Origin of the sequence: Leifsonia sp. AG29 (assembly GCF_009765225.1) — a bacterium.
Classification (GTDB): domain Bacteria; phylum Actinomycetota; class Actinomycetes; order Actinomycetales; family Microbacteriaceae; genus Leifsonia.
In genome coordinates, this window is the sequence record NZ_VMSF01000001.1 from 555,220 (window position 1) to 581,233 (window position 26,014).

The window sequence follows — 26,014 nt, forward strand, 5'->3', positions numbered from 1 at the left end:
ATGAATTCAGTGTCTGAGACGAATCGCGACGACGTGGACTGGGCTCCCGCTGCCGAGCAGTCCTCCGAAGACGACGAGGCGCAGACCGGCAACGTCCTCGCCGGCGAGGACGAGGCGTCCGACGCCGCCGAGCACGAGGCGCTGCACGTCGTCGCCGACGACGGGACCGAGATCGACCTCGACGCCGTCCTCGACGCGATGGCCGAGGCCGTCGACCCCGAGGCCGACCGCGCCGTCGACGAGGCCCTCGAGGTCGACAGCGACGACGAGGCCGAGGCCGCGCTCGAGGCCGTCGAGGACGAGGAGGAGGTCGCCAGCGACCCCTACGAGGAGTTCCGCACCGAGCTGCGCAGCAAGATCGGCAAGTGGTACGTCATCCACTCCTACGCGGGCTTCGAGCGCCGGGTGAAGTCCAACATCGAGAACCGCATGGTCTCGATGAACATGGAGGACTACATCTACGAGGTGCAGGTCCCCATGGAGGACGTGGTCGAGATCAAGAACGGCCAGCGCAAGATGGTCAACCGCGTGCGCATCCCCGGCTACGTTCTCGTCCGCATGGACCTCAACGAGGACAGCTGGTCGGTCGTCCGCCACACGCCGGGCGTCACCGGGTTCGTCGGCAACGCGCACAACCCCACCCCGCTCCGCTTCGAGGAAGCCTTCTCGATGCTGAAGAGCCTGGTCCAGGTGGAGGCGGCCCCCGCCAAGGGCGGCGCGAAGGGCCAGAAGGCCGCCGCGCGCGTCATCCCCGCCGAGGTCGACTTCGAGATCGGCGAGACCATCACCATCAAGGAGGGCTCGTTCGCGGGCCTGCCGGGTTCGATCAGCGAGATCAAGCCGGAGAGCGGCAAGCTCACCGTCCTCGTCTCCCTGTTCGAGCGCGAGACGCCGGTCGAGCTGAGCTTCGACCAGGTGACGAAGCTCTAGGGAACATCCCGAGCCTCCTCGAGCGTTCACCCTCAAGGATTTTCATCTCACCGGGTCTCGGAAGGGCCGAGAAACCGGGAGAGCGGGAAGGGCCGCGGTCCGCCCCGCTCGAACACACAAAGAAGGAAGAGACATGGCACCGAAGAAGAAGGTCACCGGTCTGATCAAGCTTCAGATCAAGGCCGGCGCCGCCAACCCCGCCCCGCCCATCGGCCCGGCGCTCGGTCAGCACGGCGTGAACATCATGGAGTTCTGCAAGGCGTACAACGCGGCGACCGAGTCGCAGCGCGGCAACGTCATCCCCGTCGAGATCACCGTGTACGAGGACCGCTCGTTCACGTTCGTCCTGAAGACCCCGCCCGCGGCCGAGCTGATCAAGAAGGCGGCCGGCGTCGCCAAGGGCTCCGGCGTCCCGCACACCACCAAGGTCGGCAAGCTGACCCAGGCGCAGGTGCGCGAGATCGCCGAGCAGAAGATGGTCGACCTCAACGCGAACGACGTCGACGCGGCGTCGAAGATCATCGCCGGCACCGCCCGCTCGATGGGCATCACCGTCGAGGCCTGAGGCCCCGGCTCCCCAGACATCACCGTGGAAGAGCCGGCCAGGCTCGCACCACATTCTCGTTAGGAGAAAACTCATGGCACAGAAGTCCAAGGCCTACCGGGCCGCGGCCGAGAAGATCGAGGCCGGCAAGTTCTACACCCCGGCCGAGGCCGTCGCGCTCGCGAAGGAGACCGGTTCCGCCAAGTTCAACTCGACCGTCGAGGTCGCGCTGAAGCTCGGCGTCGACCCCCGCAAGGCGGACCAGATGGTCCGCGGTACCGTCATTCTTCCTCACGGTACCGGCAAGACCGCGCGCGTCATCGTGTTCGCGACCGGTCCGGCCGCTGAGGCCGCCCTCGCCGCGGGCGCCGACGAGGTCGGCGGCGCCGAGCTCATCGAGAAGGTCGCCGGCGGGTACACCGACTTCGACTCGGCCGTCTCCACCCCGGAGCTCATGGGCCAGGTCGGCCGTCTCGGCAAGGTGCTCGGCCCGCGCGGCCTCATGCCGAACCCGAAGACCGGCACCGTCACCCCGGATGTGGCGAAGGCCGTCTCCGACATCAAGGGCGGAAAGATCGAGTTCCGCGTCGACAAGCACGCCAACGTGCACTTCGTCGTCGGCAAGGCGGGCTTCACCGCCGAGCAGCTGAACGACAACATCAAGACCGCTCTCGAGGAGGTCGTGCGTCTCAAGCCGTCCGCCGCGAAGGGCCGCTACATCCAGAAGGGCGCCGTCTCGACGACGTTCGGCCCGGGCATCCCGCTCGACGTCAACGCGATCTGACGAGCGGACGACCGCAGGACAGCATCACCGACGGGGTCGGTTCCGGCAGCAGCCGGGACCGGCCCCGTCGCCGTTCTCGCGACCGGGCGAAGCCGTCCTAGGCTGGACGCCATGCCCGCCTCCGTCCGTCGCGCCGTCCCCGCCGACGCCGCTTCGCTCGCGGCCGTCGCCCGCGTCACCTTCCCGCTCGCGTGCCCGCCGCACACGACCGAGGCGGCCATCGCCTCCTTCATCGCCACGGTCCTGTCGGAGGAGCGCTTCGCCGATTACCTCGTCGACCAGCACCGCATCGTCCTCGTCGCCGAAGACGACGCAGGCGCGACGGTCGGCTACAGCATGCTCGTGCTCGGTGAGCCGACCGACGAGGATGTCCGAGCCGCCATCCGCACGCGACCGACCGTCGAGCTGAGCAAGTGCTACGTCCTCCCCGGGCATCACGGCGCGGGCGTCGCCTCGACGCTGATGTCCGAGACGCTGCGGGAGGCGTCGCTCACCGGTGCCGCGGCCGTCTGGCTGGGGGTGAACCAGCTCAACGCGCGGGCGCAGCGCTTCTACGGCAAGCACGGCTTCGAGCGCGTCGGCGCGAAGCGCTTCCTCGTGGGCGATCGGTTCGAGGACGACTGGGTGATGGAGCGCTCGCTCAGCCCTCGGCGACCTTGAGGACGATCTTCCCGCGGGTGTGCCCCTCCTCGATCGCGCGGTGCGCCGCCGCGATGTCGTCGAGCCCGTAGATCTCGTCGACGTGCACGCGGACGTTGCCCGACTCGAGCAGTCTCGCGATGACCGCCAGCGTGTTCCCGTCCGGTGCGACCTTGAAGTCGGTGCCGCGGACGCCGGCAGCCCGGATCTCCTCCGCGAACCCCGGCCAGCTGCCGGTCGGGGCGTTCACGATGAGGCCGCCCGGTCGCAGGACGGACAGCGACCGGCTGCCGGTGCTGTCGTGCACGTTGCCCACGAGGTCGATGACGACGTCGACCTCCTGCACGACGTCCTCGAAGCGCGTGGTCGTGTAGTCCACGACCTCGGAGGCGCCGAGTGTGCGCAGCCACGACGCCTTCGACCCGGAGGCGGTGGCGACGACGTGCGCGCCGAAGTACGACGCGAACTGGACGGCGAAGTGCCCCACGCCGCCGCTGCCGGCGTGGATGAGCATGCGCTGCCCCTCGTGAGCCTTGGCGACCTCCACGACCATGCCCCACGCCGTCAGAGCGGCCAGCGGCACGGCTGCCGCCTCGATGTGGGACAGCGTCGCGGGCTTGCGGACCACGCTGAGGGAGGGAACGGACACGTACTCGGCGTAGCTCCCGCCGAGCCGCGGCACCATGACCATGCCGAACACCTCGTCGCCCGGGCGGATCGGGTGGGAGTCGAACGGCGATTCGACGACGACGCCGCTGAAGTCGTGGCCGAGGATCGTCGGGAACGAGTGGATGGCCCCGAAGACGCCGCGCCCGGCGCGGGTCTTGGCATCGATCGGGTTGACGGAGGAGGCGACCACCTTCACGAGGAACTCCGCGTTCACCCGGTCGGGGTAGGGGGCGTCGCCGAGCCGGAGGGACTCCGGGTCGCCGGCTGCCTCGAGAAGCGCGGCCCGCATGGTCTTCGGCATTCGTGGTCCCCTCGTCTCGGCCACCGTCGGCGTGGCTGTTCCCCAGTCAAACCCCCGAATGCGTCGCCGGTGTTACGGTCGGGTCACCAGTTGTGAACATCGTGTTTCGCATACCCCCAGGACGTTCCCAGTCGGGGTCCGGTTAGGATGCTGCGACCCGGAGACGGGTACCCGAGAACCGGAGGAGTGACGACGTGCGACGATTGCTGGGCATCGTCCGCCAGCCGTTCGGCGCGCCGCTGTTGGCGCGCGGCTGGCAGCGAGCGGTGCCTCTCCTGCTCGCCGTCGGCACCGTGTGCGTGCTCGGGGGTCTGACGATCATCTGGGCGGCGCGGCTGACCTACTCGTACCCGGTCTACGTCAGCGAGCTCGGTGCGGTCGGCGCGCCCACCGCCGGCGCTTTCCGCGTGGCGCTCCTCCTCATCGCGGCGGGCGGTTTCGCGATCGCCCTGGCGAGCGGGCACGTGCGGTCCTCGCACCGCCTGCTGAACCGGTGGGCGCCCGCGGTGTCGCTCGCCTTCGCGGCCGTATGCTTCGTGCTGGCGTCCCAGGTGACGTGCACCTCCTACTGCCCGGTGCCGCTCGTCGATCCGCAGTCGACGGTGCAGGATCTCGTGCACACGGTGTCCGCGGTGCTCGGTTTCGCCGCGGCCTGCTTCGCGATGCTCCAGGTGGCTTTCAGTGCGCGCCTGCCCCGCGTCGCCCGCATGTCGCTGATCAGCTGCGCCGCGGTCGCGCTGATCACGATCGTCGGGGGGCTGCTCGCGCTGCTCCGCTTCGGCACGGACGTCGGATCGTGGCTCGAACTCGTCGGGACGACGATAGCGATCGCGTGGATCGCGGTGTACTCGACCGCGCTCGCGCGGGGCCGGGACCGCGAGTCAGGCGCCGACGGGGCGCGCGGTCAGCTGCCGCAGAAGGTCGATGAGGTCGCCGGCTAAGGCGACGAGCTTCTCGATCTCGGCCTCGTCGCGGTCGACCCAGCGGCACTCCGGCTCGTCGCGCAGCGGGACGAAGCCGTCGTGCTGCTCCCAGACGAAGAGCGTCCGCTCGGCGCCGAGCACGTACTGCTGCCACCAGATCTGGCGGAGGTAGTGCCGCGGGATGCTGCGGAACGGCTTGTTGGTGGTCTTGATCTCGGCCAGCTCGATCCGCCCGTCGATCCGCACGACGAGGCCGTCGGGCGTCGCGAGGTGCCGGCGGTCGCGCTCGGCGTGGTAGAGCGCGTCCGACGGCTCGATGCCGTGGGTCGCGGCGACCCAGCCGGCGATCTCGGGCTCGCGTGAGCGGCCGTGCTGGGTGAAGACGTTCCCGGTGAAGCCGGTCCCGTTGAGCTTGTCGTGGGCGGCAGCGCGCACCGAGCGGGCAGTGGAGAGCTTGGCGACATCGGTCGCGGTGATGCCCCGGCTGCGCGCGTACAGCCAGCCGGCGCGGTCGCTCGCCCGAGCGACGACGCGGGCGCGGTGACCGGTGAGGCCGGGCACGGCCGGGATCACGGGGACGGGCGCCGGTCGCGACGGGCTCAGCTCCGCGAGGACTCCGGGCCGGTACAGTTCCCGGGTTCGGAGCGGAGCGGAGTCGAGCACCCCTCCATTGTGCCGCGTCCCACCGGCACCCGCTGTCACCCCACGCCAGCGGCGCCCAGCCGGCGGCGTGCCTCGTCGATGACGGCCAGCGTGCCGACGGTCTCGTCGAGCGAGTGGAGGGGCGACTCGGTCAGCCCGTCCGTCACGTAACGCGCCAGCGCCGCCGCCTCGTACGACATGCCGTCCCGGTACGGCCGGCCATACGGATCGCGCCAGACCGCGGCGGGTGCACCGTCGGCGGTGTGGAGGCGCAGACCGCTCGGACCCCAGAACGGGCTCTCGAGCTCGATCCGCCCCTCCGCGCCGCTGATGCTCGCGAGCGACGGGGTGCCCGCGCGCAGCGTCGTGCTGAGCAGGGCCTGCGCCCCGCTCTCCGTCGACAGCACGAGGGCGGCCTGGTCGTCGACGCCCGTGGGTGCGAGCGAGCCGGTGGCGATGACGGAGGCGGGCTCGCCGAGCACGAAGAACGCCCAGGAGACAACGTAGACGCCGAGGTCGAGCAGCGCCCCGCCGGCGAGCGCCGGGTTCCACAGCCGGCTCGACGGGTCGTACGGCGGGTGGCCGCCGAAGTCCGCCGTCACCACCCGTACCTCGCCGAGGGACCCATCGGCGAGCAGCTGCCGGACGATGTCGGTCTGCGGCAGGTAGCGGGTCCACATCGCCTCCATGGCGAAGACCCCGGCGGCGCGGGCTGCGTCGACGATGTCACGCGCCTCCCGAGCGGTCGCGGCCAGGGGCTTCTCGACGAGCACGTGCTTGCCCGCCGCGATGGCGAGCAGCGCGTGCTCGCGGTGCTCGCTGTGCGGTGTGGCGACGTAGACGACGTCCACCTCCGGGTCGCCGACGAGGGCCTCGTACGAGCCGTACGAGCGGCCGACGCCATGGGTGGCGGCGAACGCGGCGGCGCGCTCCTCCGACCGCGACCCCACCGCCACGACGCGCTGGCGCGTGTGACGGTGGAGCGCGTTCGTGAAGTCGCGGGCGATCTCACCGGGGCCGAGCACGCCCCACCGGAGGACCGGTGCGTCGGCCGGATCGGGGTGGCGTGGCTCGGGGAGGATCGTCATGGCGTCCGCCTCACACCGGCTCGGGGTTGGACACCTCGGGTGCCTGACGGACGCCCGGGACGGGTGCCGCCCAGCGGACGCCGTTGGCGAGCACCCGCCGCACCTGGGGGTGGAAGTACACCGGGTACTCCTGGTCGCCCGGGCTGAAGTAGAAGATCTTGCCGCGGCCGCGCGTGAACGTGACGCCCGAACGGAAGACCTCCCCTCCGGTGAAGGAGCTGATGAAGACGACGTCGTCGGGCTTCGGGATGTCGAAGAACTCGCCGTACATCTCCTGCGCCTCGATCACGATCGGCTGATCGATCCCCTCCGCGATGGGGTGCGTCGGGGCCACGGTCCAGACGAGCTCGCGCTCGCCGCCCTCCGGGTTGCGCCAGCGCAGGGAGCACGTGGTGCCGAGCATCCGGATGAAGATCTTCGAGAAGTGGCCCGAGTGCAGGACGATGAGGCCCATTCCCGCCAGCACGTGCTGCCGGACGCGCTCCACGACCTCGTCGGAGACCCGGTCGTGAGCGATGTGCCCCCACCAGAGGAGCACGTCGGTCTCGGCGAGCACCTCCTCCGTGAGGCCGTGCTCCGGCTCCTCCAGGGTCGCCGTCCGGATGACGGCGTCGTCGCCGAGCAGGCCGCCCAGGCCCTCCGCGATGGCGCCGTGGATCCCGTGCGGGTAGATCGCGGCGATGTCGGGCTGGGTCGCCTCGTGGACGCCCTCGTTCCAGACGGTGATGCGCAGTGCGGACATGCTCAGACCCCCTCGGGTGCGGCGACGGGCGCCAGGCGGACCTCGGCGCCGGCGGCGGCCGATTCGTAAGCCGCGTCGATGATCCGCGCGCGCTCGAGCGCGAGCGACCCGTCCCAACGTGACCAGTTCTCCTCGTCGGCGACGTGCTCGAGAAACGTCTCGACGACGGCGAGGTGGCCCCGGCCGGGATCGGCGGCGACGGAGACGTCCTCCGACTCCTCGCCCTCCCCGGTGAAGATCGTCAGCTCGCCGCTCGGCGCGTAGTCGACGACGCGCAGGTCCGCGCCTCCCTCGGTGCCGTAGAGCGTGATGCCGAACTCGTCGCCGGCCGGGCGGTACGCGGCCCAGCTGGTCTCGAGCACGATCGAGCCGCCGTCCTCGAGGCGCAGGAGGACGCTCGCCAGGTCCTCGACCTCGTAGGCGGACCCGACCTGCTGCTTGCCGCCGGACGCGCCGCCGCGCCCGCGGACGCCGAGCTCGGAGTGCGTCACGGCGGAGACGGCCGTGACGGTGGGCTCGCCGAACAGGTGCAGGGCGTAGTCGAGGACGTGCACGCCGATGTCGATCAGGGGTCCGCCTCCCGCCATCTCGCGGTTCGTGAACCAGCTGCCGAGCGCCGGGATCCCCGCGCGCCGGAGCCAGATGGCCCGCGCGTGATACGGCCGTCCGATCTGGCCGGCGTCGATCGCGGCCTTCAGCGCCTCGATGTCGCCACGGCGGCGGTGGTTGAACGCCACCTCCAGGACCTTACCGGAGCGGTGGGCGGCGTCCACCATGGTCTGCGCCTCGGCGGCCGTGCGCGCGATGGGCTTCTCGCTGAGCACGTGGATGCCCGCGTCGAGCGCACCGACCGCGATCGGGGCGTGGAGGAACGTGGGGACCGCCACGCTGACGACGTCGAGGTCCCCGTCGGCGACGAGGTCCTTCCAGTCGCGGTAGCGGCGCTCGACGCCGTAGGTGTCGCCGAGCTCGGCGCGGGGGCCGTCCTCCATCCCGGCGATGGCGACCAGCTCGACGCCGGGGATCGCCGCGTAGGCGTCCATGTGCTGCTGGCCGGCCCAGCCGAGGCCGATGACGCCGGCGCGGAGGGGGGTGTTCGAGGTGCTCAAGGCACTCCTTTCCTGGGGTGGGGTCGTTTCTTGCGGGTGAGGGTCGAATCGATTCGAGACGGTGTGGGGGACGGGGTTCCGGCGGAAGCTCCGGCGTCAGCGGAGCAGGGAGCCCGGCGCTCCGGCCCGCGGGTCGAGCGCCCGCTGGATCACCATGATCGCCGCGCCGATCGCGCCGCCGGTCTCGCCCGAGCGCGACTGCGTGATCGTGAGGTTCTGCGTGGCGAGCGGCGTCGACCGCTGGTAGACCACCTCCCGCACCCCGGCGAGCAGCTGCTCGCCGACGCGCGAGAGACTCCCGCCGACGACGATCATCGACGGGTTGAGCAGGTTCACGCAAGTGGCGAGCACCGCGCCGAGGTCGCGCCCGGCCTGACGCACCGCCTCCTGGACCTCCGGATTGCCCGTCCGCGCCAGGTCGACGACGTCCGCGCTGGTCTCCGCCGGGATCCCGGCCGCGCTCAGCCGGCGGGCCACGGCGGGGCCGCTCGCGACCGACTCGAGGTCGGCGTCGTCGGCTCCGTGCCGGGGCGCGTCGGTGCCGAACGGCACGCGGACGTGCCCGAGATCGCCCGCCGATCCGGCCGCGCCGCGCTGGAGGCGGCCGCCGCTGATGATGCCCGCGCCGACGCCGGTGGCGACCTTGACGAACAGGAGGTCCTGCTCCTCCGGCCAGATGAGCGCCTGCTCGCCGAGCGCGAGGAGGTTCACGTCGTTGTCCACGAGGACGGGGACGGGGAAGACGCGGCGGACGTAGGCCGGGATGTCGAACCGGTCCCACCCGGGCATGATGGGCGGGTTCACCGGAAGGCCGATCGAGTGCTCCACGGGGCCAGGGACGCCGATGCCGACGCCGATGAGGTCGGACAGGGGGCGACCAGTGGCCGCGAACAGCCGCTCCGCCGAAGACAGCGCCCAGTCGAGGACCGGCTCGGGTCCCTCCCCGATGCTCAGGCGGACGGACTCGCTGACGGTCAGGGTGCCCGACAGGTCCGCGAGGGCGACGACGCCGTGGGTCGCACCCAGGTCGATCGCTATGACGACGCGCGAGCCCGGGTTGAAGCGGATCCGTGCTGGCGGGCGTCCGCCGCTCGAGACGTCGTCGCCCGCGGGGGCGACGAGCCCGGCCGTCGACAGCGCGTCGATCCGGGCCGCGATGGTCGAGCGGGCCATTCCGGTGAGCTCGGCCAGCTGCGCGCGGGTACGCGGGAGGCCGTCGCGGAGGATGGCCAGCAGTTCGGCGGCGTCCTCGGCGACGAGCACGTCCTCGCGCGCGCCGTCGGTCATACCGGGTATTGAACCACAGTGTCCGGCGAGCACCCAAAGTTTCGGCACGAACGCGCGACTTTTGTTTGACAACCGGCAGAAGTAGGCGGTTGAATGATCCCACGCCCCGCTGGGCGACCCCGGTCCCAACCAACTCGACGAGGAGAACTGTGTCGACGTCCAAACTCTCCGTGCAGCTGTACACGGTCCGCGAGCTCCTGACGGAGGACACGGCCGGGACGCTCGAGCGCCTCGCCGAGATCGGCTTCACCCAGGTCGAGCCCTTCGCCTTCCTGTCCTTCGGTGAGAAGCTCCGCGATGGGCTGAGCCGTGCGGGCCTCTCCGCGCCGACCACCCACCAGGGCTTCATCGGCGGCGACCTCGACGAGGTGTTCGCCGCCGCCAAGGAGCTCGGCGTCGAGACCGTCATCGACCCGTACGTCGCGCCCGAGCGCTGGCAGACCGCGGACGACGTCGCCGCGATCGCCCGGCAGCTCAACGAGGCCGCCGAGGTCGCGGCGAAGCACGGCGTGCGCGTCGGCTACCACAACCACGCCCACGAGCTGGAGAGCACGATCGACGGCGTGACCGCGCTCGAGTTCTTCGCCGGCCGCCTGGCACCGGAGGTCGTGCTCGAGGTCGACACCTACTGGGTGACCGTCGGCGGCGTCGACCCCGTGGAACTCCTGCCGAAGCTCGGCGACCGCGTCGTCGCCCTCCACATCAAGGACGGCCCCGGCACCACCGAGACGAAGGACCAGGTCGCGGTCGGCCAGGGCTCCCTCCCGGTCGAGCAGATCATCGCGGCGGCGCCGGATGCGCTCCGGGTCATCGAGCTCGACGACTCGCGCGGCGACCGGTTCCAGGCCGTCGCCGACTCGTTCGCCTTCCTCACCGCCAAGGGCCTCGCATGAGCGGCGGCCGCGTGGGCGTCGGCGTCATCGGCGCCGGCGTCATCAGCAAGGAGTACCTGGGCAACCTGACGTCGTTCCCCGACCTGGAGGTCCGGTTCGTCGCCGACATCGACCTCGACCGCGCAAAGGCGCAGGCCGAGAAGTACGGCGTCCCGGGCTCGGGCACCGTGGAGGAGCTGCTCGCCGACGACACCGTCGAGATCGTCGTCAACCTGACGATCCCCAAGGTGCACGTCGAGGTCGCGCTGCAGGCGCTCGCCGCGGGCAAGCACGTCTGGAGCGAGAAGCCGTTCGCCCTGGACCGCGCGAGCGGCCGCGAGCTGCTCGAGACGGCGCAGGCGAAGGGCCTCCGGGTGGCCACGGCTCCCGACACCTTCCTCGGCGCGGGCATCCAGTCCGCGCGGCGGCTGCTCGAGAGCGGCGGCATCGGCGCACCGCTGTCCGCCCTCACCCTCATGCAGGGACCCGGCCCCGAGTCCTGGCACCCGAACCCCGACTTCCTGTTCCAGGAGGGGGCGGGCCCGCTGTTCGACATCGGCCCGTACTACCTGACCGCGCTGGTGCAGCTCTTCGGCCCGGTCCGCCGGGTCAGCGCCGTGGTCTCGAAGGCGCGGGAGACGCGCGTGGTGGGCTCCGGCCCGCGCGCGGGCGAGGAGTTCTCGGTCACGGTCCCCACGCACGTCAGCGCCCTCTACGAGTTCGAGAGCGGCCAGACGGCCCAGTCGGTGTTCAGCTTCGACTCGCACCTCAAGCGCACGCAGTTCGAGGTCGCTGGCCTCGACGCCACCGTCGTCGTCCCCGACCCCAACACGTTCGAGGGCGACCTGCTCCTCCACGGCCCCGACGGCATCGACACGCTGCCGTCCACGGGGACGACGAGCACGCGCGGCATCGGCGTCGTCGAGCTGGCTCGCGCCATCCGCGCCGGCGTCCCCGAGCGGGCCTCCGGCGAGCAGGCGTACCACGTGCTCGATGTCATGATCTCGACGATCGAGGCGGGCGAGTCTGGTTCCCCCGTGGAGGTGCGGAGCTCGGTGGAGATCGCCCCGGCCCTCCCCGAGGACTGGGATCCGCGCGCCGCGACCCTGGCATGAGCACCGCCGGTTCACGCCTGCGCGCAGCCGTCGTGGGCGGCGGGTTCATGGCCGAGGTCCACTCCCGGGCGGCCCGTGCCGCCCGGGCCGAGCTCGCCGGCATCGTGTCGTCGACGCCGGAGCGCTCGGCCGCTGCCGCCGAGCGTCTCGGCATCGGGCGCGCCTACGCCTCCCTCGACGAGCTGCTCGCCGACGACTCGATCGACGTCGTGCACGTCACCACGCCGAACGCGCTCCACGCCGAGCAGGCCTCCGCAGTGCTCGCGGCCGGCAAGCACGTCGTCTGCGAGAAGCCGCTCGCGACGACCACGGCCGACGCCGAGGCGCTCGTCGCCGCAGCCCGGGGCCGCACGGCCACGGTGCCGTTCGTGTACCGGTTCCATCCGATGGTGCGCGAGGCGCGGGCGCGCTTCGCGTCCGGCGCGGCCGGCCGTGTGCTCACGGTGAGCGCGTCGTACCTCCAGGACTGGTTGCTCGCCTCCGGTGACGACAACTGGCGCGTCGACTCGGCTCAGGGAGGCCGGTCCCGCGCGTTCGCGGACATCGGCTCGCACCTCGTCGACCTCGTCGAGTTCGTGACCGGCGACCGCGTCACGCGGGTGTCGGCGACGAAGAAGACAGTATTCACCGAGCGCGCGGCGCACTCCTCGATCACCACGGAGGACGCCGTCGCCGTGGTCATCGAGACCGCCGCGGGAGCGATCGGGACCCTGCTGGTATCGCAGGTGGCGCCCGGGCGCAAGAACCGCCTCCTGCTCGAGATCGCGGGCAGCGAGGAGAGCGTCGGGTTCGATCAGGAGCAGCCCGAGACGCTCTGGGTCGGCCGGCGGCGGGGGAGCCTCCTCGTACCGCGCGACGCCGATCAGCTCAGCGAGGACGCCGCGCGCCTCTGCGTCGTGCCGTCGGGGCACCCGCAGGGCTACCAGGAGGCGTTCGCCGCCTTCGTCGCCGACACGTACGCGGCCGTCGCGGGCGAGGAGCCCGACGGCCTGCCCCGCTTCACCGACGGCCTGCGGGCCGTCCGCATCACGGACGCGGTGATCGACTCGGCCGAGTCTGGCACCTGGATCGGATTGGAACAGAACGCATGACGGACGCACAGACCACCGCCGCGGGCGCCGAGTCGGGCGGCACCGAGTCGGGCCGCACCCACCCCGTGACCCTCTTCACCGGCCAGTGGGCGGACCTGACCCTGGAGGAGGTGGCGAAGCACGCCTCCGAGTGGGGCTACGACGGCCTCGAGATCGCCTGCTCGGGCGAGCACCTCGATGTGTGGCGGGCTGCGGAGGACGACGCCTACCTCCAGGGCCGGCTCGATATCCTCGACCGGTACGGGCTCAAGGTCTGGGCGATCTCGAACCACCTGAAGGGCCAGGCGGTGTGCGACGACCCGATCGACTTCCGCCACCAGGCGATCGTCGGGTCGAAGGTGTGGGGCGACGGCGACCCGGAGGGGGTGCGGCAGCGTGCGGCGGAGGAGCTCAAGCTCACCGCCAAGGTCGCGCGCAAGCTCGGCGTCGACACGGTCGTCGGGTTCACCGGGTCGAGCATCTGGCCGTACGTGGCCCAGTTCCCGCCGGTGCCCGCCTCCGTCATCGACGCCGGCTACCAGGACTTCGCCGACCGCTGGAACCCGATCCTCGACGTGTTCGACGGCGAGGGGGTCCGCTTCGCGCACGAGGTTCACCCGTCCGAGATCGCCTACGACTACTGGACGAGCGTGCGCACCCTCGAGGCGATCGACCACCGCGAGGCGTTCGGCTTCAACTGGGACCCGTCGCACATGATGTGGCAGGACATCGACCCGGTCGGGTTCATCGTCGACTTCGCGGACCGCATCTACCACGTCGACTGCAAGGACACCCGTCTGCGGCCGAAGAACGGGCGCGCCGGTGTGCTCGGCTCGCACCTCCCGTGGGGCGACCCGCGCCGCGGCTGGGACTTCGTGTCGACCGGGCACGGCGACGTGCCCTGGGAGGACGCCTTCCGCGCGCTCGAGTCGATCGGCTACGGCGGCCCCATCTCGATCGAGTGGGAGGACGCCGGGATGGACCGCCTGCACGGCGCGAAGGAGGCGGTCGGGTACATCCGGTCGCTCCTCTGGAAGCAGCCGACGGCCTCCTTCGACGCGGCCTTCAGCAACCAGGACTGACGGCCGCCCGCCGCGCGCCGATCACTCGAAGCGGACGGCGGAGGCGTCGACGACCTCGGCCGTGCGGCCCGGAGCCCGGTGGTTCGCCCAGTACAGATTGGTGTGGGCGATCATCAGGTCGGGGGAGGGTGCGCCCCACGGGCTGAGGTCCTCGGTGGTGTGCGCGTCGCCGACCAGGGTCACGTCGTAGCCGCGCGTCAGTCCGCCGTGGATGGTCGACCGGATGCACTCGTCGGTCTGCGACCCCGTGACGACGATCCGGGCCGCCCCCAGGTCGGCGAGCACGGCCTCGAGGTCCGTCGCCTCGAAGGCGTCCGGGTAGTTCTTCGGCACGAGCGGCTCGGACGCGGCGGGCTCGAGCTCCGGCACGATCCGCCACTCCTCGCTGTCGACGGCGAGGTGCTCGTCCGAGTGCTGGACCCAGACCACCGGAACCTGCTCGCTGCGCGCGCGGTCGACCAGCTCCCGGATCGTGCCGACGACCTCGTCGCGACGGTGCGCGCCTCCGATCACGCCGTTCTGCACGTCGATCACCAGCAGTGCCGTGCCGTCGCGCCCCTCCAGAGTCGTCATCGTCCCGCCCCTCTCGTCACAGCGATGGTACTCGCCGCGGCTAGGCTCTGCGCGTGGAGACGATCCGGGGCGAGGACTGGTACGGGCGCGAGCTGGAGGGGGCGGAGTTCACCGGTGCCGTGTTCGACGACGTCGATATGACCGAGCTGCGCAGCACCGGCGCGGCCTTCACCGACTGCGTCTTCCGGAAGGTGCGGTTCAACGTCAGCGAGCACAGCGACTCGGCCTTCGTGAACTGCCGGTTCGAGCGCTGCAACTTCTTCGACGCGGCCTTCCGCCGCTGCAAGCTGACGGGAAGCGTCTTCACGGCGTGCGAGTTCGCGCTGCTGAAGGTGGAGGGAGGCAATTGGTCGTTCGTCTCGCTCGCGCGTGCCGAACTGCGCGGCGCGGCGTTCGAGGGGGTGCGGCTCCGGGAGGCCGACCTCTCGCGGGCAAAATGCCGGGAGGCGCGGTTCGAGGGCTGCGACCTCTCGGCCGCCGCCCTGGTCGGCGCGGACTTCAGCGGAGCCTCCCTCGTCGGGAGCGATCTGACGGGCATCGAGCCCGCAGACCTCGTGCTGCGGGGTGCGATCATCGACGAGCGCCAGGCCGTTGTCCTCGCCGAGGCGCTCGGGGTGGTCGTCGTGCCGGCGCGGTAGGCAACGGAGGACGCATATCGCGACACACCGTTGACGAGCGGGCAAGGGAGGGGATCCGGAGCGTGTCGACTCCGGATCCCCTCCCTTAGCCGCCGCGGACAGGAGCGAAGCGGGCAGGACCGGCGCGCCGTGCCGCGTCAGGCCACTTCGCGCAGCTGCCCGTGCTTGATGTGGAGGCGGCGCTGGGCTCGCTTCGCGACCGCACTGTCGTGGGTCACGATGATCACGGTGAGCCCGCGGTCGCGCCAGAGGCCCTCGAGCAGCTCCATGATCTCGTCGCGGGTCTCCTCGTCGAGGTTGCCCGTCGGCTCGTCGGCGAGGAGCACGTCGGGGTCCTTCACGAGGGCGCGCGCGATCGCGACACGCTGCTGCTGGCCTCCCGAGAGCTCCGAGGGGAGGTGATTCGCCCGGTCGGCGAGTCCGACCGAGGCCAGCGCCTCCGCGGCCCGGCGCCTGCGCTCAGCGGCCGTCACGCCGAGCGGGGCCAGCGCCGTCTCGACGTTCTCCTGCGCTGTCAGCGTGGGGATGAGGTTGAAGCCCTGGAAGACGAAGCCGATCTCCTCCGCCCGGATGCGGGCGAGCTTCGAGTCGCGCAGCTGCGACAGGCTGGCGTCGCCGAGCTCGACCGACCCCGAGCTGGGGCGGTCGAGCGCGCCGAGCATCTGGAGGAGCGTCGACTTCCCGCCTCCCGTCGGCCCCTGGATGGCGACCAGCTGCCCGTCCGGGATGGTGAGCGTGACGTCGTTGAGGGCGACGACCTGGCGCTTCGACTGCGTGTACGTCTTCGTGACGTTGGCGAGGGTGTACATGTTCTGCTCCTGGTGGGGTCGGTTCAGGCCACCGACCGCAGCGCGGCCGCCGGACGGAGACGGGAGGCGCGCCAGCCGCCGATGGCGCCGGCGAGCAGGCCGCCGAGCACCGCGAGGCCGACCGCGCCCACGATGATCCAGAAGGTCACGGGGGCGTGCAGGGCGACCTCGGTGGAGGTGGTGGCCGCCCGGCGCAGCGCGCTGAACGGGCCGGCGCCGCCTCCGCTCGCGGCGCCTCCGTTCCCGGCGCCTCCGCCGAAGCCCGCGCCTCCACCGAACCCGCCGCCGTTCCCGGCACCCGCGCGCCGGCCGGCAGCAGTGGCGAAGCCGTTTCCGATGCTGCCGGTCAGGGTGGGCGCGAGGGCGTTGACGACGAAGACCCCGAGGAGTCCGAGGGCGACGCCGATCACGCCGCCGATGACGCCCTGGACGACCGATTCGCCGGCGACCTGGCCGACGATGCGCCGGTTGGTCCAGCCGATCGCCTTGAGGGTGCCGAACTCGCGGGTGCGCCGGGTGACGCCGGAGATGGTGAACAGGATCGCGATGAGGAAGGCGGCCGCGAGCACGATGACCGAGAGCCACGTGCCGAGGTTGCCGACCAGCTGGCCGGCCGAGCCGAGGGAGCCGGACACGGTGGAGGCGAGATCGGCCTGGGTGCTCACGGTCGCGCCGGGCACCGCCTTCGTGAGCGCCGACTTGACCTGGTCGATGTCGTCGGCCGACGCGGCCTTCACGTAGACGGCGGAGATCTTCCCCGTCTGGCCGGAGAGCTTCTGTGCGACATCGAGCGGGATGTAAGCGTTGGAGGCGGTGGTCGAGTCCGACCCGGTGGCGGCGACGACGCCCACCACCGTGAAGTCGGTCCCGCCGACGGTGAGGGTGTCGCCGACGGCCTTGCTCGCGGTCTTCGCGTAGGCGGCGTCGAGGACGACGACGTCCTTGCCGGTGTCCGCGGCGGTCAGCCCGCGCCCGCTCGTGAGGGTGACCGAGGCGAGCGGCCCGACGGACTGCCCGGCGGGGTCGACGCCGAGCACCGAGAAGGCGTCGACCGTGAAGGAGCTGCCGCCCGCGCCGTCCGCCCCGCCTGTCGGGGCCGGCGTCGGCACGGCACCAGACTGGGCGGCCTGACGCTGCTGCCGCAGCTGCTGGAAGTTGGGGAGCGTTCCGCTGAAGCTCGTGTTCGTCAGCGACAGCACGCCCGCCGCCGACTGCACGTGCGCGACCTTCTTGGTGGCCGACAGCGTGGAGGCGTCCATCACCGTCGCCCCGCGCGTCGGCTGGAGGCGCGAGGTGTTGATCTGCCTCCCGGTGCCGGTGTCCGAGCCCGCGCCCGCGCCGAAGTCGAACCGGGGACCGCCTCCCTGCCCCTGCAGCGCGCCGGCGCCCTGGGCGGTGGCCGGCTCGGTCACCGTGATGTCGGTCCCGACGCCGTAGACCGACTGCAGAACGCTCTCCTGCGCCTGCTTCACGCCGGCCGAGACCGCGTTCACGATGATGACGAGGGCGATCGCGAGCGCCATGCCGATCGCGATGATGATCGTCTGTTTGCGGCGGCCGAGCAATTCCCGCCGCAGATAGGTCCCGAACATTGGCTTCCAAACTGTGAGATCGGACGAACTCTTTGCGGGAGGTTAAGGACCGGCGTTCGCAGGCGACTATGGCGTGCCTATGGATCAGCCGTGCGGCGGCCCTGGTTCCGGAGGGAGATCACAGACAGCGGGAACCACCTCGTGTTCGCCCCCACGCTGATCGGTAGCGCTCAGATACTTCATAGGTTCCGCAAAGTCAGCACGCAACGCCCTCCGCATAATGAGAAAGGTGACGATGAACACCCGAGCCGCGACCGGCGCCTCCACCCAGCCCCGTTCCCTGCTGCGCCGCGCCGACGGCACCTCGATCCGCGTGCTCGTCGTCGACGACGAGGCCACGCTGACCGACCTGCTCGCCATGGCGCTGCACTACGAGGACTGGGACGTGAAGACCGCCTCGAACGGCCAGCAGGCGCTGCAGCTGTCCCGCGAGTTCAAGCCCGACGTCGTGGTGCTCGACATCATGCTGCCCGACATCGACGGGCTCCAGGTGCTCTCGCGGATGCGGGCGGACGGCAACGAGGCCCCGGTGCTGTTCCTCACCGCGAAGGACTCGCTCGACGACCGCATCGCCGGGCTGACCGCGGGCGGCGACGACTACGTCACCAAGCCGTTCAGCCTGGAGGAGCTGGTCGCGCGCCTCCGCGGGCTGCTCCGCCGCTCACGCGCGGCCGTCGCGGACCAGGAGGACCCGGTGCTCATCGTCGGCGATCTCGTGCTCGACGAGGACAGCTACGAGGTCCACCGCGGAGGCGAGCAGATCCAGCTGACCGCCACCGAGTTCGAGCTCCTCCGATTCCTGATGCGGAACCCGCGCCGCGTTCTCAGCAAGGCGCAGATCCTCGACCGGGTGTGGAGCTACGACTTCGGCGGCTCGTCGAGCGTCGTCGAGCTCTACATCTCCTACCTGCGCAAGAAGATCGACGCCGGCCGGCCGCCGATGATCCACACGGTCCGCGGTGCGGGCTACATGGTGAAGGCGGCGCAGTGACCGCAGCCCGCGATGCGGGCGCTCCGACGGCCGGCCGGAAGCGCCGGTGGCCTCCGTTCGTCCGCCCCGTCCGGTCGTGGACGATCCGAAGCCGCGTCGTCCTCGTCGTCGTCGCCATGCTCGCCGTGCTCGGCGCCGTCATCGGCACGGTGAGCGTGTTCGCGCTCCAGAGCTCCCTGATGGAACGGCTGGACGCCCAGCTCACCAGCGCGCTCGTCCGCGGCCAGCACGCGGCCGACCGGATCAACGGGGGAGGGCCGACCAGCCCCGAGACGCAGGGCGTCGTCCAGACGCCCGGCCAGCCGACCGGGACGCTCGGTGCGGTGCGCAGCGCCAACGGAGGTCTGCTCTTCCCGCCCGTGGTGCTCTCCGATCACCCGCGGGGCAGCGAAGGCGACCAGCCGCTCGGCCCGCAGCAGGTCGCGATCAACGGCCTCGCCCTCCTGACCGTGCCCTCGGACGGCAAGCCCCGCACGGTCGACCTCGGGTCGGCCCTCGGGTCGTACCGGATCGCGGCCGCCACGCTCGACAACGGCGACAGCGTCATCATCGGGCTGCCCCTCAGCGACGTCCAGGCGACGATGAACCAGCTGACCCTCGTGATCGCGCTGGTGACGCTCGCGGGACTCGTCTTCGCGTTCCTCCTCGCGAACCTCGTCGTCCGGCTGGCGCTCAGGCCGCTCGAGCGCGTCGCGGGGACGGCCGAGCAGGTGGCACACATGCCCCTCGACCGCGGAGACGTCGCGCTCTCCGTCCGCGTCCCCGAGGAGGACACCGACCCGCACACCGAGGTCGGCCTCGTCGGGTCCGCGCTCAACCGCATGCTCGAGCACGTCGCCTCCGCTCTGACCGCGCGCCAGGCGAGCGAGCAGAAGGTGCGCCAGTTCGTCGCCGACGCGAGCCACGAGCTCCGCACGCCGCTCGCCTCCATCCGCGGCTATGCCGAGCTGACCCGGCGGTCGCCCCACGAGCTGCCCGCCGACGTCACCCGATCGGTGGGGCGGATCGAGTCGGAGGCCACCCGGATGACCTCGCTCGTCGAGGATCTGCTCCTCCTCGCCCGGCTCGACGAGGGCCGCGAGCTCGATCACGACCCGGTCGACCTGTCCCTGCTGCTGATCGACGCCGTCAGCGACGCGCACGCCGCCGGGCCCGGGCACGAGTGGGCGATCGACCTCCCGGAGGAGCCGGTGGAGGTGCTCGGCGACGCCCCGAGGCTCCACCAGGTCGTGATGAACCTCCTCGCCAACGCGCGGGTGCACACCCCCGAGGGGACCAAGGTCACGGCCGCGCTCGCCGTCGACCCCGAGGCGCGTGAGGCCGTGATCACGGTCGCAGACGACGGACCCGGCATCCCGGAGGGCCTCGAGTCGACGCTCTTCGAGCGGTTCGCCCGCGGCGACAGCTCGCGCAACCGGGCGACCGGGTCGACCGGGCTCGGACTCGCCATCGTGCAGGCGGTGGTGGAGGCGCACGGCGGCACGGTCGGCGTCACGAGCGTGCCCGGTGACACCGTCTTCACCGTGCGCCTCCCGCTGGCGGAGTCCGGATGACGACGGTGCTGCACACCGTCGCCTACGGCGATCCCGCCTCGCCGCCGCTCGTGTACCTCCGCGGGCTGCCCTCCGATCCCGGCCGGGCGCGCGGGCTTGACGCGGTGACCGAGCGCGTGATCCTCCGGGGCGCCTCCCGGTCGCACCGCGTGCACGCCGTCGGGCGTCCGGACCGGTTGACGAGCGGGATGGGGATGGCCGACGTCGCAGCCGTCTACGCCGAGGTCCTCCGGCGCAGGTTCGCCGGCCCCGTCGCCGTGATGGGCGTGTCCACCGGGGCCAGCATCGCCTTGCAGCTGGCCTCCGACCACCCGGGGCTCGTCGGGGCGCTCGTCGTGGCCGCGGGCGCCGCGACCCTCGGAACGGAGGGACGCGCCCTGCAGCGGCGGTACGCCGACCTTCTCGCGACGGGCCGTCGGGAGGCGGCGAGCGAGTTCGCTCTCGCGACGATGGATTCGCCGCTCCTCGCGCCCGCCGTCCGCCTCCTGACCCGGATCCTCCCCGGCCCGACGGATCCGGAGGCCGTCCGGATGCTGGTGGAGGCCGAGGACGGCTACGACGTCCGCGATCGGCTTCACCGCGTGTCCGCCCCGGTCCTCGTCGTATCGGGAGGGCGCGACCTCTTCTACCCGCTGACCGTGGCCCGCGACACCGTCCGGGCCCTCCCCGCTGCCGCGCACATCGTCTACCCGGGACGGTCGCACGCCGGGGTCCCGTTCCACCCCCGCTTCGGCTGGGACGTCGGCGCGTTCCTTCGACGGAACCCTTGATTTGCGCGGAGGGGCGCGCGTCCCGTACCCTTGACGAAGCCAAAGACCGCTGGTCGTCGTGCTCGCACGATCGAAGTCCCACTCCGGTGGGGGCCCGCGCAGGTGTATGAAGTGAACTCCGCGGTCCCTGTTCCAGGTTCCGCGTCGCCAGCTCCGTGCCTCTGCGCCGGAGCTTTTTTCTTTTCCCGCGGTCGAGGCGCACACCGCTCCCGCGGTGTGCGACAAGAAGATTGAGGAGTAGCCATGGCGAACAAGGAAGCCACGGTCGCCGAGCTCGAGACCCTGTTCACGAACTCGACCGCCGTTCTGCTGACCGAGTACCGCGGGCTCACTGTCGCTCAGCTCAAGACGCTGCGCAAGTCCATCAGTGAGCACGCGACCTACGCCGTGGTGAAGAACACGCTGACCAAGATCGCGGCCAACAACTCGGGAATCTCGTCGTTCGACGAGGAGCTCGTGGGGCCGTCCGCGATCGCCTTCGTGCACGGTGACCCGGTCGCCGTCGCGAAGTCGCTGCGTGACTTCGCCAAGGCAAACCCTCTGCTGGTGGTCAAGGGCGGTTACTTCGACGGTAACGCCCTGACCGCAGAAGAGGTAGGCAAGCTCGCCGACCTCGAGTCCCGTGAGGTTCTGCTGGCCAAGCTGGCCGGCGCCTTCAAGGCCTCGCTGTTCGGAGCCGCATATCTGTTCAACGCACCGCTGTCGAAGGCCGTTCGCACGGTCGACGCGCTGCGTGAGAAGCAGGAGTCCGCTGCCTGAGTCCGCAAGGACCGGGCCAGCGGTGAGTAACCACACACACTAAGGAGAGAACAATGGCAAAGCTGTCGACTGAGGAGCTGCTCGACGCGTTCAAGGAGCTCACCCTGATCGAGCTCAGCGAGTTCGTCAAGGCGTTCGAGGAGACCTTCGAGGTCACCGCCGCCGCCCCCGTCGCCGTGGCCGCCCCGGCCGCCGGTGGTGCGGGTGCCGCCGCCGAAGAGGTCGAGGAGAAGGACTCGTTCGACGTCGTCCTCGAGGCCGCCGGTGACAAGAAGATCCAGGTCATCAAGGAGGTGCGCGCCCTCACCAGCCTCGGCCTCGGTGAGGCGAAGGCTCTCGTCGACGGTGCTCCGAGCACCGTCATCGAGGGCGCCAACAAGGAGACCGCCGACAAGGCGAAGGCCCAGCTCGAAGAGGCTGGCGCCACCGTCACCCTCAAGTGATCCGGGCCCGCAAGGGCACCCATCGCTGACGAGCTGACAGGCTCGTCTGATCGCGACGCGGACTCCTCCCTAGAGAGTGTCCGCGTTGTGGAGGGCGTCGCCCCCGCTGCGGGGCGACGCCCTCCGTGCGTTTAAGCGACGTGCGGGCGCGGATGCTCATCCATCCACCGCGTCCGATCACGCCCGCCCGCGTGCATCGGTGTGCAAGGACGCACAACCGGAAGAGATCAACGATGAGTACCAGCACCTGGCGCGATATCCGCGCCGCCCTGCGTGACCTCGGTCACGCTTTGCTCCACGGCGAGGCCGTCGACGACGGCCGCCACCCGCCGGATACGCACCGCAGGCTCCTGCTCCACACCAGGCACCTGCGGTGACACCCCGAAGCGCCCCCGGCCGACCGGCCGGGGGCGCTTCCCGTCTAGACTCCGACCGTGATCGAACCAGCGGATGTCGCGCAGACCCGAGCCGCATACGACCTCGTCGCCGAGGACTACGCCGACCTGCTGCGCGGCCTTCTGGCTGAGAGCGCGGAGGACCAGGCCATGCTCGGCGCCTTCGCGCATCACGTTCTGGCAGGAGGCGGGGGAGCGGTCGCCGACCTCGGCTGCGGGCCCGGCCGGATCGCGGGACACCTCGCCACGCTCGGCCTCGATGTCTTCGGCATCGACCTCTCGCCCGGGATGATCGAGGTCGCCCGTCGCGACCACCCGGGGATCCGGTTCGGTGTCGCTTCGATGACCGACCTTCCCCTTGCCGATGGCTCGCTGGGCGGCGCCGTCGGCTGGTACTCGATCATCCACACTCCGGAAGAGCGGCAAGCGGGGCTGTTCGCGGAGTTCGCACGCGTAGTGCGGCCGGGCGGGTGGCTGCTGCTCGCGTTCCAGGTGGGCGATGAGGTCATCCACCTGACGCGCGCCTATGGTCACGACGTCGACCTCGACACGCGGAGGCAGCGACCGGAACGCGTGCGCGAACGGCTGGCGGCCGCGGGGTTCGAGGCCTTCGCGGAGCTCGTGCGGCGGCCCGTCCCTCCGGAGAAGTCGGAGCAGGCCTACGTGCTCGCTCGGCGCGCGTGACCGGGCCGACGCTCGCGTCGCCGATTGATTTATATAGGCTAACTATATATAATGGGTGCATGCCCGAGATCACTGAACTCCGTACGACTCTGGGCGACCTCGTGGTGGCCGCTCACCGTCTCACCCGTCTCGCCGCCCGCGTCACCGGCAGCACCGAGTCGCCCGCCACCTGGCGGACGCTGAGCGTCCTGCAGAGCACGGGCGCCATGCGACTCGGCGAGCTCGCGACCCACAGCCGGGTGGCCCAGCCCACCATGACGAAGATCGTCCGCAATCTGGTCGACGCCGAGTGGGTCAAGCGCATCGCCGACACCGACGACGCGCGCGCCTGGCAGATCGCCATCACCGCGAAGGGCGCCGCGGCGCTCCAGGCCTGGCGCGACGAGCTGTCCGCGGCCCTCGTACCCATGTTCGACGATGTCAGCGACGACGAGCTCGCGGCCATGAGCCGCACCGTCGAGATCATCGCCGCGCGCACCGAGCAGGCCCTCTCGCGGCCCGCGCTCGCCGGCGCCGCCGGCTGACCAGTCCCTCCCCACTCACCGCCTCCCGCCGGAGGCCCCACCAGTCGTCAGGAGCCACCGCATCTCCATGTCCCACGAACGCCCCACCAGCATCCTCAAGCAGCCCACCGCGGTGTGGGCCGTCGCCTTCGCGTCGGTCATCGCCTTCATGGGCATCGGCCTCGTCGATCCGATCCTCCCGGCAATCGCCCGCAGCCTCGACGCGACACCGACCGAGACCGAGATGCTCTTCACGAGCTACCTCCTCATCACCGGCGTAGCCATGTTCTTCACCAGCTGGATCTCCAGCCGGATCGGCGCCAAGCGCACGCTCCTCATCGGCCTCGCGCTCATCGTGGTCTTCGCGCTGCTCGCCGGGCTGTCGCAGAACGTGCCCTCGATCATCGGGTTCCGCGCGGGGTGGGGGCTCGGCAACGCCCTCTTCATCTCCACCGCGCTCGCGACGATCGTGGGGGCGGCGTCGGGAGGCACGTCCGCCGCGATCATCCTCTACGAGGCGGCGCTCGGGCTCGGCATCGCGATCGGGCCGCTGCTCGGCGGCCTGCTCGGCAGCTGGAGCTGGCGCGGCCCGTTCTTCGGGACGGCGACCCTCATGGCGATCGGTTTCATCGCGATCGTCGTGCTGCTGAAGAAGAATCCCGAGAAGCCAACCCCGACGAAGCTCTCCGCCCCGTTCCGAGCGCTCGCCCGACCGGCGCTCGGCTTCCTGGCCGCCGCCGCCCTGTTCTACAACATCGGCTTCTTCGTGCTGCTCGCCTACACGCCCTTCGCGCTCGCCCGCCTCGGCGTCGAGGACGCCCTCACCCTCGGCCTGATCTTCTTCGGCTGGGGAGTCGCGCTCGCCATCACCTCGGTCTGGGTTGCGCCCCTCCTCACCGCGCGGATGCCGCGCACCCGCGTGCTGTGGGTCGTCATGCCGCTGCTCGCCCTCGACCTGATCGCCGCGGGCCTCCTCATCGGCTCGATCGTCGCGCTCATCGTCGCCGTCGTCGTCGGCGGACTGCTCCTCGGCATCCTGAACACCGTGCTCACCGAGTGCGTGATGGAGGCGACGGATCTGCCGCGCTCGGTGGCGTCGAGCGCCTACTCCGGCGTGCGGTTCCTCGGCGGTGCCATCGCTCCGCCCGCGGCGACCCTCCTCGCCGACACGATCAGCCCGGCCACGCCGTTCTTCGCGGGAGGCGTCTCGGTGCTGATCGCCGCAACGCTGATCGTGCTCGGCCGCAAGCACCTCCAGCGGGTCGACGCGCCGCAGGAGACCGCCGTCCAGGAGGCGGAGGTGCTCAGCCTGGCCGACGCCGACTGAGCGGACGAGAGCAGAAGAGCCGCTCCGCCCGAAGGCGAAGCGGCTCTTCCCCGCCGGTCCAGGACCGGATCGGGCGGTCGCATCGGCGTCGGACGTGCCTACCCGAAAGGCGCGTCCGGCCGGAGACCGCACCTCATTCTGCCAGACTCTCGCCGGACGGGCCCGTCACACGCGGGGCGGGGCGGTCGACGTCCGCACGATGAGCGTGACGGGGGAGCGCACGGAACGGGTGCGGGGCTCGGCTCCACCGAGTTCGTCGAGCAGGATGCGCGTGGCGACGGCCCCCTGCTCGAACGGGTCCTGCGCCATTGTCGTCAGGCCGAACGACGGGGAGTAGTCGTGATCGTCGATTCCGATGACCGACAGATCCTCCGGCACGCGGAGACCGTGGTCTCCCGCGGCGAGGATCGCGCCGAACGCCATCTCGTCCGAACCCGCGAAGACCGCGGTCGGCCGGGGCCCCGGGCGGGAGAGCAGCCGGTTCATCGCGGTGCGTCCCTCCGGGAGGGAGAACCCGCCGGGGATGATCCACTCGCTGCGCACCGGCAGCCCGGCATCGACCATGGCCTGCGTGAAGCCGCGGAGGCGTCCCGCGGGCACCTGGCTGTTGAGCCCCTCCTCGTCCTCCCCGCCGAGGTGGGCGATGTCGCGGTGGCCGAGCCCGATGAGGTGCTCGGTGGCGCGGCGAGCGGTCGCCTTCTCGTCGATGCCGACGCTGCGGAGGCCCCGGACCGGGCCACCGACGACGATGGTCGGGTGGCCCAGATTCGTCAGCTGCTCCCGTTCCTCCGCGGTGAAATCGAGGCACAGGGCGAGGAGGGCGTCGGTGCGCTTCCGCAGGATGCTCCGGTGGAACACCCGCTCACGGTCTCCGCGATGACCGCCGAGGTTGAACAGGATCATGTCGTAGCTCGCGGCGCGGAGCTCCGCGTCGACCCCCTCCAGGACCTGCGTGTAGAACCACCGGCTCACCGACGGGACGACCACGCCCATCGCGAGCGTGCGCCCGCTGGCCAGCCCGGAGGCGCTGGACGATGCGACGTAGCCGAGCTCGTCTGCGGCACGCCGGACCGCGGCCCGGGTGCGCTCCGAGACGTTCGGAAGCCCGCGGAGCGCGCGGGACACGGTGGCCGTGGAGACCCCGGTCGCGCGCGCGACCTCCTCGATTCCAGCCATGACG

The 26,014-nt window shown here is 71.2% G+C and carries 29 protein-coding genes; 19 read left to right on the forward strand and 10 right to left on the reverse strand.

Annotated features, from left to right (window positions below; translation table 11 throughout):
- Window positions 1-9: 9 nt before the first annotated feature.
- The 4 genes from nusG to FPT20_RS02815 all read left to right on the forward strand — a co-directional run bounded on the left by nusG (window position 10) and on the right by FPT20_RS02815 (window position 2,918).
- Complete coding sequence (nusG, locus tag FPT20_RS02800; RefSeq protein WP_158862349.1) at window positions 10-930, forward strand: transcription termination/antitermination protein NusG; 921 nt, start codon at window positions 10-12, stop codon at window positions 928-930.
- A 133-nt stretch (window positions 931-1,063) separates the two neighbouring features.
- Window positions 1,064-1,495 carry a 50S ribosomal protein L11 gene (gene rplK / locus FPT20_RS02805; RefSeq protein ID WP_158862351.1) on the forward strand — a complete coding sequence of 144 codons (432 nt, stop codon included), beginning with the start codon at window positions 1,064-1,066 and terminating at the stop codon, window positions 1,493-1,495.
- A gap of 73 nt (window positions 1,496-1,568) precedes the next feature.
- Window positions 1,569-2,258, forward strand: coding sequence for a 50S ribosomal protein L1 (gene rplA, locus FPT20_RS02810; protein WP_158862353.1), 690 nt, complete (start codon window positions 1,569-1,571; stop codon window positions 2,256-2,258).
- Window positions 2,259-2,369: 111 nt separating this feature from the next.
- Window positions 2,370-2,918, forward strand: a complete 549-nt coding sequence (locus tag FPT20_RS02815; RefSeq protein WP_158862355.1) for a GNAT family N-acetyltransferase — start codon at window positions 2,370-2,372, stop codon at window positions 2,916-2,918.
- Here FPT20_RS02815 and FPT20_RS02820 read toward each other — a convergent pair.
- Window positions 2,899-3,867: an NADP-dependent oxidoreductase gene (locus FPT20_RS02820; protein ID WP_158862357.1), complete on the reverse strand. Its 969-nt coding sequence runs from the start codon at window positions 3,865-3,867 to the stop codon at window positions 2,899-2,901. The genes FPT20_RS02815 and FPT20_RS02820 overlap by 20 nt on opposite strands.
- Window positions 3,868-4,061: 194 nt before the next feature.
- Between FPT20_RS02820 and FPT20_RS02825 the strand changes: the two genes are divergently transcribed.
- Complete coding sequence (locus tag FPT20_RS02825; protein ID WP_233265366.1) at window positions 4,062-4,808, forward strand: DUF998 domain-containing protein; 747 nt, start codon at window positions 4,062-4,064, stop codon at window positions 4,806-4,808.
- Here the strand turns inward: FPT20_RS02825 and FPT20_RS02830 are convergent.
- The 5 genes from FPT20_RS02830 to FPT20_RS02850 form a co-directional block, all read right to left on the reverse strand.
- Window positions 4,749-5,453, reverse strand: coding sequence for a YqaJ viral recombinase family protein (locus FPT20_RS02830; protein ID WP_442786467.1), 705 nt, complete (start codon window positions 5,451-5,453; stop codon window positions 4,749-4,751). The two genes, FPT20_RS02825 and FPT20_RS02830, sit on opposite strands and share 60 nt — an antisense overlap.
- A gap of 35 nt (window positions 5,454-5,488) precedes the next feature.
- Complete coding sequence (locus tag FPT20_RS02835) at window positions 5,489-6,520, reverse strand: Gfo/Idh/MocA family protein (protein ID WP_158862361.1); 1,032 nt, start codon at window positions 6,518-6,520, stop codon at window positions 5,489-5,491.
- Window positions 6,521-6,530: 10 nt separating this feature from the next.
- A complete protein-coding gene (locus FPT20_RS02840; protein ID WP_442786468.1) occupies window positions 6,531-7,262 on the reverse strand; it encodes a ThuA domain-containing protein in 732 nt (243 codons plus the stop codon).
- Window positions 7,263-7,264: 2 nt separating this feature from the next.
- Complete coding sequence (locus tag FPT20_RS02845) at window positions 7,265-8,371, reverse strand: Gfo/Idh/MocA family protein (RefSeq protein WP_158862363.1); 1,107 nt, start codon at window positions 8,369-8,371, stop codon at window positions 7,265-7,267.
- Between the two features lie 96 nt (window positions 8,372-8,467).
- Entirely contained in the window at window positions 8,468-9,658 is a 1,191-nt protein-coding gene (locus FPT20_RS02850) for an ROK family transcriptional regulator (RefSeq protein ID WP_158862365.1), read from the reverse strand.
- A 149-nt stretch (window positions 9,659-9,807) separates the two neighbouring features.
- Between FPT20_RS02850 and FPT20_RS02855 the strand changes: the two genes are divergently transcribed.
- Genes FPT20_RS02855 through FPT20_RS02870 form a run of 4 tightly spaced genes read left to right on the forward strand, consistent with a single transcriptional unit; the run spans window position 9,808 to window position 13,797 of the window.
- The gene (locus FPT20_RS02855; protein WP_442786469.1) at window positions 9,808-10,551 is read left to right on the forward strand and encodes a sugar phosphate isomerase/epimerase family protein; all 744 of its coding nucleotides are present in this window, start codon (window positions 9,808-9,810) and stop codon (window positions 10,549-10,551) included.
- The gene (locus FPT20_RS02860) at window positions 10,548-11,645 is read left to right on the forward strand and encodes a Gfo/Idh/MocA family protein (RefSeq protein WP_158862367.1); all 1,098 of its coding nucleotides are present in this window, start codon (window positions 10,548-10,550) and stop codon (window positions 11,643-11,645) included. Before FPT20_RS02855 ends, FPT20_RS02860 begins: the two co-directional genes overlap by 4 nt.
- Complete coding sequence (locus tag FPT20_RS02865) at window positions 11,642-12,736, forward strand: Gfo/Idh/MocA family protein (protein WP_158862369.1); 1,095 nt, start codon at window positions 11,642-11,644, stop codon at window positions 12,734-12,736. Before FPT20_RS02860 ends, FPT20_RS02865 begins: the two co-directional genes overlap by 4 nt.
- On the forward strand, window positions 12,733-13,797 hold the full coding sequence (locus FPT20_RS02870; protein ID WP_199245653.1) for a sugar phosphate isomerase/epimerase family protein: 1,065 nt from the start codon (window positions 12,733-12,735) through the stop codon (window positions 13,795-13,797). The genes FPT20_RS02865 and FPT20_RS02870 overlap by 4 nt, the downstream gene beginning before the upstream one ends.
- A 21-nt stretch (window positions 13,798-13,818) precedes the next feature.
- Here the strand turns inward: FPT20_RS02870 and FPT20_RS02875 are convergent, their stop codons facing one another.
- On the reverse strand, window positions 13,819-14,370 hold the full coding sequence (locus tag FPT20_RS02875) for an isochorismatase family protein (RefSeq protein WP_158862371.1): 552 nt from the start codon (window positions 14,368-14,370) through the stop codon (window positions 13,819-13,821).
- Between the two features lie 53 nt (window positions 14,371-14,423).
- Between FPT20_RS02875 and FPT20_RS02880 the strand changes: the two genes are divergently transcribed.
- Window positions 14,424-15,008 carry a pentapeptide repeat-containing protein gene (locus FPT20_RS02880; RefSeq protein ID WP_233265367.1) on the forward strand — a complete coding sequence of 195 codons (585 nt, stop codon included), beginning with the start codon at window positions 14,424-14,426 and terminating at the stop codon, window positions 15,006-15,008.
- Between the two features lie 137 nt (window positions 15,009-15,145).
- Here the strand turns inward: FPT20_RS02880 and FPT20_RS02885 are convergent, their stop codons facing one another.
- Both FPT20_RS02885 and FPT20_RS02890 read right to left on the reverse strand, forming a co-directional pair.
- Window positions 15,146-15,817 carry an ABC transporter ATP-binding protein gene (locus tag FPT20_RS02885; protein WP_158862373.1) on the reverse strand — a complete coding sequence of 224 codons (672 nt, stop codon included), beginning with the start codon at window positions 15,815-15,817 and terminating at the stop codon, window positions 15,146-15,148.
- A gap of 23 nt (window positions 15,818-15,840) precedes the next feature.
- Window positions 15,841-17,409 carry an ABC transporter permease gene (locus tag FPT20_RS02890; protein WP_158862375.1) on the reverse strand — a complete coding sequence of 523 codons (1,569 nt, stop codon included), beginning with the start codon at window positions 17,407-17,409 and terminating at the stop codon, window positions 15,841-15,843.
- 235 nt (window positions 17,410-17,644) lie between these two features.
- Here FPT20_RS02890 and FPT20_RS02895 point away from each other — a divergent pair, with 235 nt between their 5' ends.
- The 9 genes from FPT20_RS02895 (at window position 17,645) to FPT20_RS02935 (ending at window position 24,834) form a co-directional block, all read left to right on the forward strand.
- Window positions 17,645-18,400 carry a response regulator transcription factor gene (locus FPT20_RS02895; protein ID WP_325064800.1) on the forward strand — a complete coding sequence of 252 codons (756 nt, stop codon included), beginning with the start codon at window positions 17,645-17,647 and terminating at the stop codon, window positions 18,398-18,400.
- A complete protein-coding gene (locus FPT20_RS02900; protein WP_233265368.1) occupies window positions 18,397-19,953 on the forward strand; it encodes a sensor histidine kinase in 1,557 nt (518 codons plus the stop codon). Before FPT20_RS02895 ends, FPT20_RS02900 begins: the two co-directional genes overlap by 4 nt.
- Complete coding sequence (locus FPT20_RS02905; protein ID WP_158862380.1) at window positions 19,950-20,723, forward strand: alpha/beta fold hydrolase; 774 nt, start codon at window positions 19,950-19,952, stop codon at window positions 20,721-20,723. Before FPT20_RS02900 ends, FPT20_RS02905 begins: the two co-directional genes overlap by 4 nt.
- A gap of 243 nt (window positions 20,724-20,966) precedes the next feature.
- Window positions 20,967-21,482, forward strand: a complete 516-nt coding sequence (gene rplJ / locus FPT20_RS02910; RefSeq protein WP_158862381.1) for a 50S ribosomal protein L10 — start codon at window positions 20,967-20,969, stop codon at window positions 21,480-21,482.
- Window positions 21,483-21,535: 53 nt separating this feature from the next.
- Window positions 21,536-21,925 (forward strand): 50S ribosomal protein L7/L12, encoded by a 390-nt coding sequence (gene rplL, locus FPT20_RS02915; protein WP_158862383.1) that lies wholly within the window; start codon window positions 21,536-21,538, stop codon window positions 21,923-21,925.
- Between the two features lie 233 nt (window positions 21,926-22,158).
- The gene (locus FPT20_RS02920) at window positions 22,159-22,302 is read left to right on the forward strand and encodes a hypothetical protein (protein WP_158862389.1); all 144 of its coding nucleotides are present in this window, start codon (window positions 22,159-22,161) and stop codon (window positions 22,300-22,302) included.
- Window positions 22,303-22,359: 57 nt separating this feature from the next.
- Entirely contained in the window at window positions 22,360-23,004 is a 645-nt protein-coding gene (locus FPT20_RS02925; RefSeq protein WP_158862391.1) for a class I SAM-dependent methyltransferase, read from the forward strand.
- A 59-nt stretch (window positions 23,005-23,063) separates the two neighbouring features.
- A complete protein-coding gene (locus FPT20_RS02930) occupies window positions 23,064-23,528 on the forward strand; it encodes a MarR family winged helix-turn-helix transcriptional regulator (protein ID WP_158862393.1) in 465 nt (154 codons plus the stop codon).
- 67 nt (window positions 23,529-23,595) lie between these two features.
- Entirely contained in the window at window positions 23,596-24,834 is a 1,239-nt protein-coding gene (locus FPT20_RS02935) for an MFS transporter (RefSeq protein WP_158862395.1), read from the forward strand.
- Window positions 24,835-24,999: 165 nt separating this feature from the next.
- Here the strand turns inward: FPT20_RS02935 and FPT20_RS02940 are convergent, their stop codons facing one another.
- Window positions 25,000-26,010: a LacI family DNA-binding transcriptional regulator gene (locus FPT20_RS02940; protein WP_158862397.1), complete on the reverse strand. Its 1,011-nt coding sequence runs from the start codon at window positions 26,008-26,010 to the stop codon at window positions 25,000-25,002.
- Window positions 26,011-26,014 lie beyond the last annotated feature (4 nt).

Coding starts and splice junctions, on each gene's coding strand:
- rplK (WP_158862351.1), top strand. CDS start 1,064: ATGGCACCGAAGAAGAAGGTCACCGGTCTGATCAAGCTTCAGATCAAG.
- rplA (WP_158862353.1), top strand. CDS start 1,569: ATGGCACAGAAGTCCAAGGCCTACCGGGCCGCGGCCGAGAAGATCGAG.
- FPT20_RS02815 (WP_158862355.1), top strand. CDS start 2,370: ATGCCCGCCTCCGTCCGTCGCGCCGTCCCCGCCGACGCCGCTTCGCTC.
- FPT20_RS02820 (WP_158862357.1), bottom strand. CDS start 3,867: ATGCCGAAGACCATGCGGGCCGCGCTTCTCGAGGCAGCCGGCGACCCG.
- FPT20_RS02835 (WP_158862361.1), bottom strand. CDS start 6,520: ATGACGATCCTCCCCGAGCCACGCCACCCCGATCCGGCCGACGCACCG.
- FPT20_RS02840 (WP_442786468.1), bottom strand. CDS start 7,262: ATGTCCGCACTGCGCATCACCGTCTGGAACGAGGGCGTCCACGAGGCG.
- FPT20_RS02850 (WP_158862365.1), bottom strand. CDS start 9,658: ATGACCGACGGCGCGCGCGAGGACGTGCTCGTCGCCGAGGACGCCGCC.
- FPT20_RS02860 (WP_158862367.1), top strand. CDS start 10,548: ATGAGCGGCGGCCGCGTGGGCGTCGGCGTCATCGGCGCCGGCGTCATC.
- FPT20_RS02865 (WP_158862369.1), top strand. CDS start 11,642: ATGAGCACCGCCGGTTCACGCCTGCGCGCAGCCGTCGTGGGCGGCGGG.
- FPT20_RS02870 (WP_199245653.1), top strand. CDS start 12,733: ATGACGGACGCACAGACCACCGCCGCGGGCGCCGAGTCGGGCGGCACC.
- FPT20_RS02875 (WP_158862371.1), bottom strand. CDS start 14,370: ATGACGACTCTGGAGGGGCGCGACGGCACGGCACTGCTGGTGATCGAC.
- FPT20_RS02885 (WP_158862373.1), bottom strand. CDS start 15,817: ATGTACACCCTCGCCAACGTCACGAAGACGTACACGCAGTCGAAGCGC.
- FPT20_RS02890 (WP_158862375.1), bottom strand. CDS start 17,409: ATGTTCGGGACCTATCTGCGGCGGGAATTGCTCGGCCGCCGCAAACAG.
- FPT20_RS02895 (WP_325064800.1), top strand. CDS start 17,645: ATGAACACCCGAGCCGCGACCGGCGCCTCCACCCAGCCCCGTTCCCTG.
- FPT20_RS02905 (WP_158862380.1), top strand. CDS start 19,950: ATGACGACGGTGCTGCACACCGTCGCCTACGGCGATCCCGCCTCGCCG.
- rplJ (WP_158862381.1), top strand. CDS start 20,967: ATGGCGAACAAGGAAGCCACGGTCGCCGAGCTCGAGACCCTGTTCACG.
- rplL (WP_158862383.1), top strand. CDS start 21,536: ATGGCAAAGCTGTCGACTGAGGAGCTGCTCGACGCGTTCAAGGAGCTC.
- FPT20_RS02920 (WP_158862389.1), top strand. CDS start 22,159: ATGAGTACCAGCACCTGGCGCGATATCCGCGCCGCCCTGCGTGACCTC.
- FPT20_RS02930 (WP_158862393.1), top strand. CDS start 23,064: ATGCCCGAGATCACTGAACTCCGTACGACTCTGGGCGACCTCGTGGTG.
- FPT20_RS02935 (WP_158862395.1), top strand. CDS start 23,596: ATGTCCCACGAACGCCCCACCAGCATCCTCAAGCAGCCCACCGCGGTG.
- FPT20_RS02940 (WP_158862397.1), bottom strand. CDS start 26,010: ATGGCTGGAATCGAGGAGGTCGCGCGCGCGACCGGGGTCTCCACGGCC.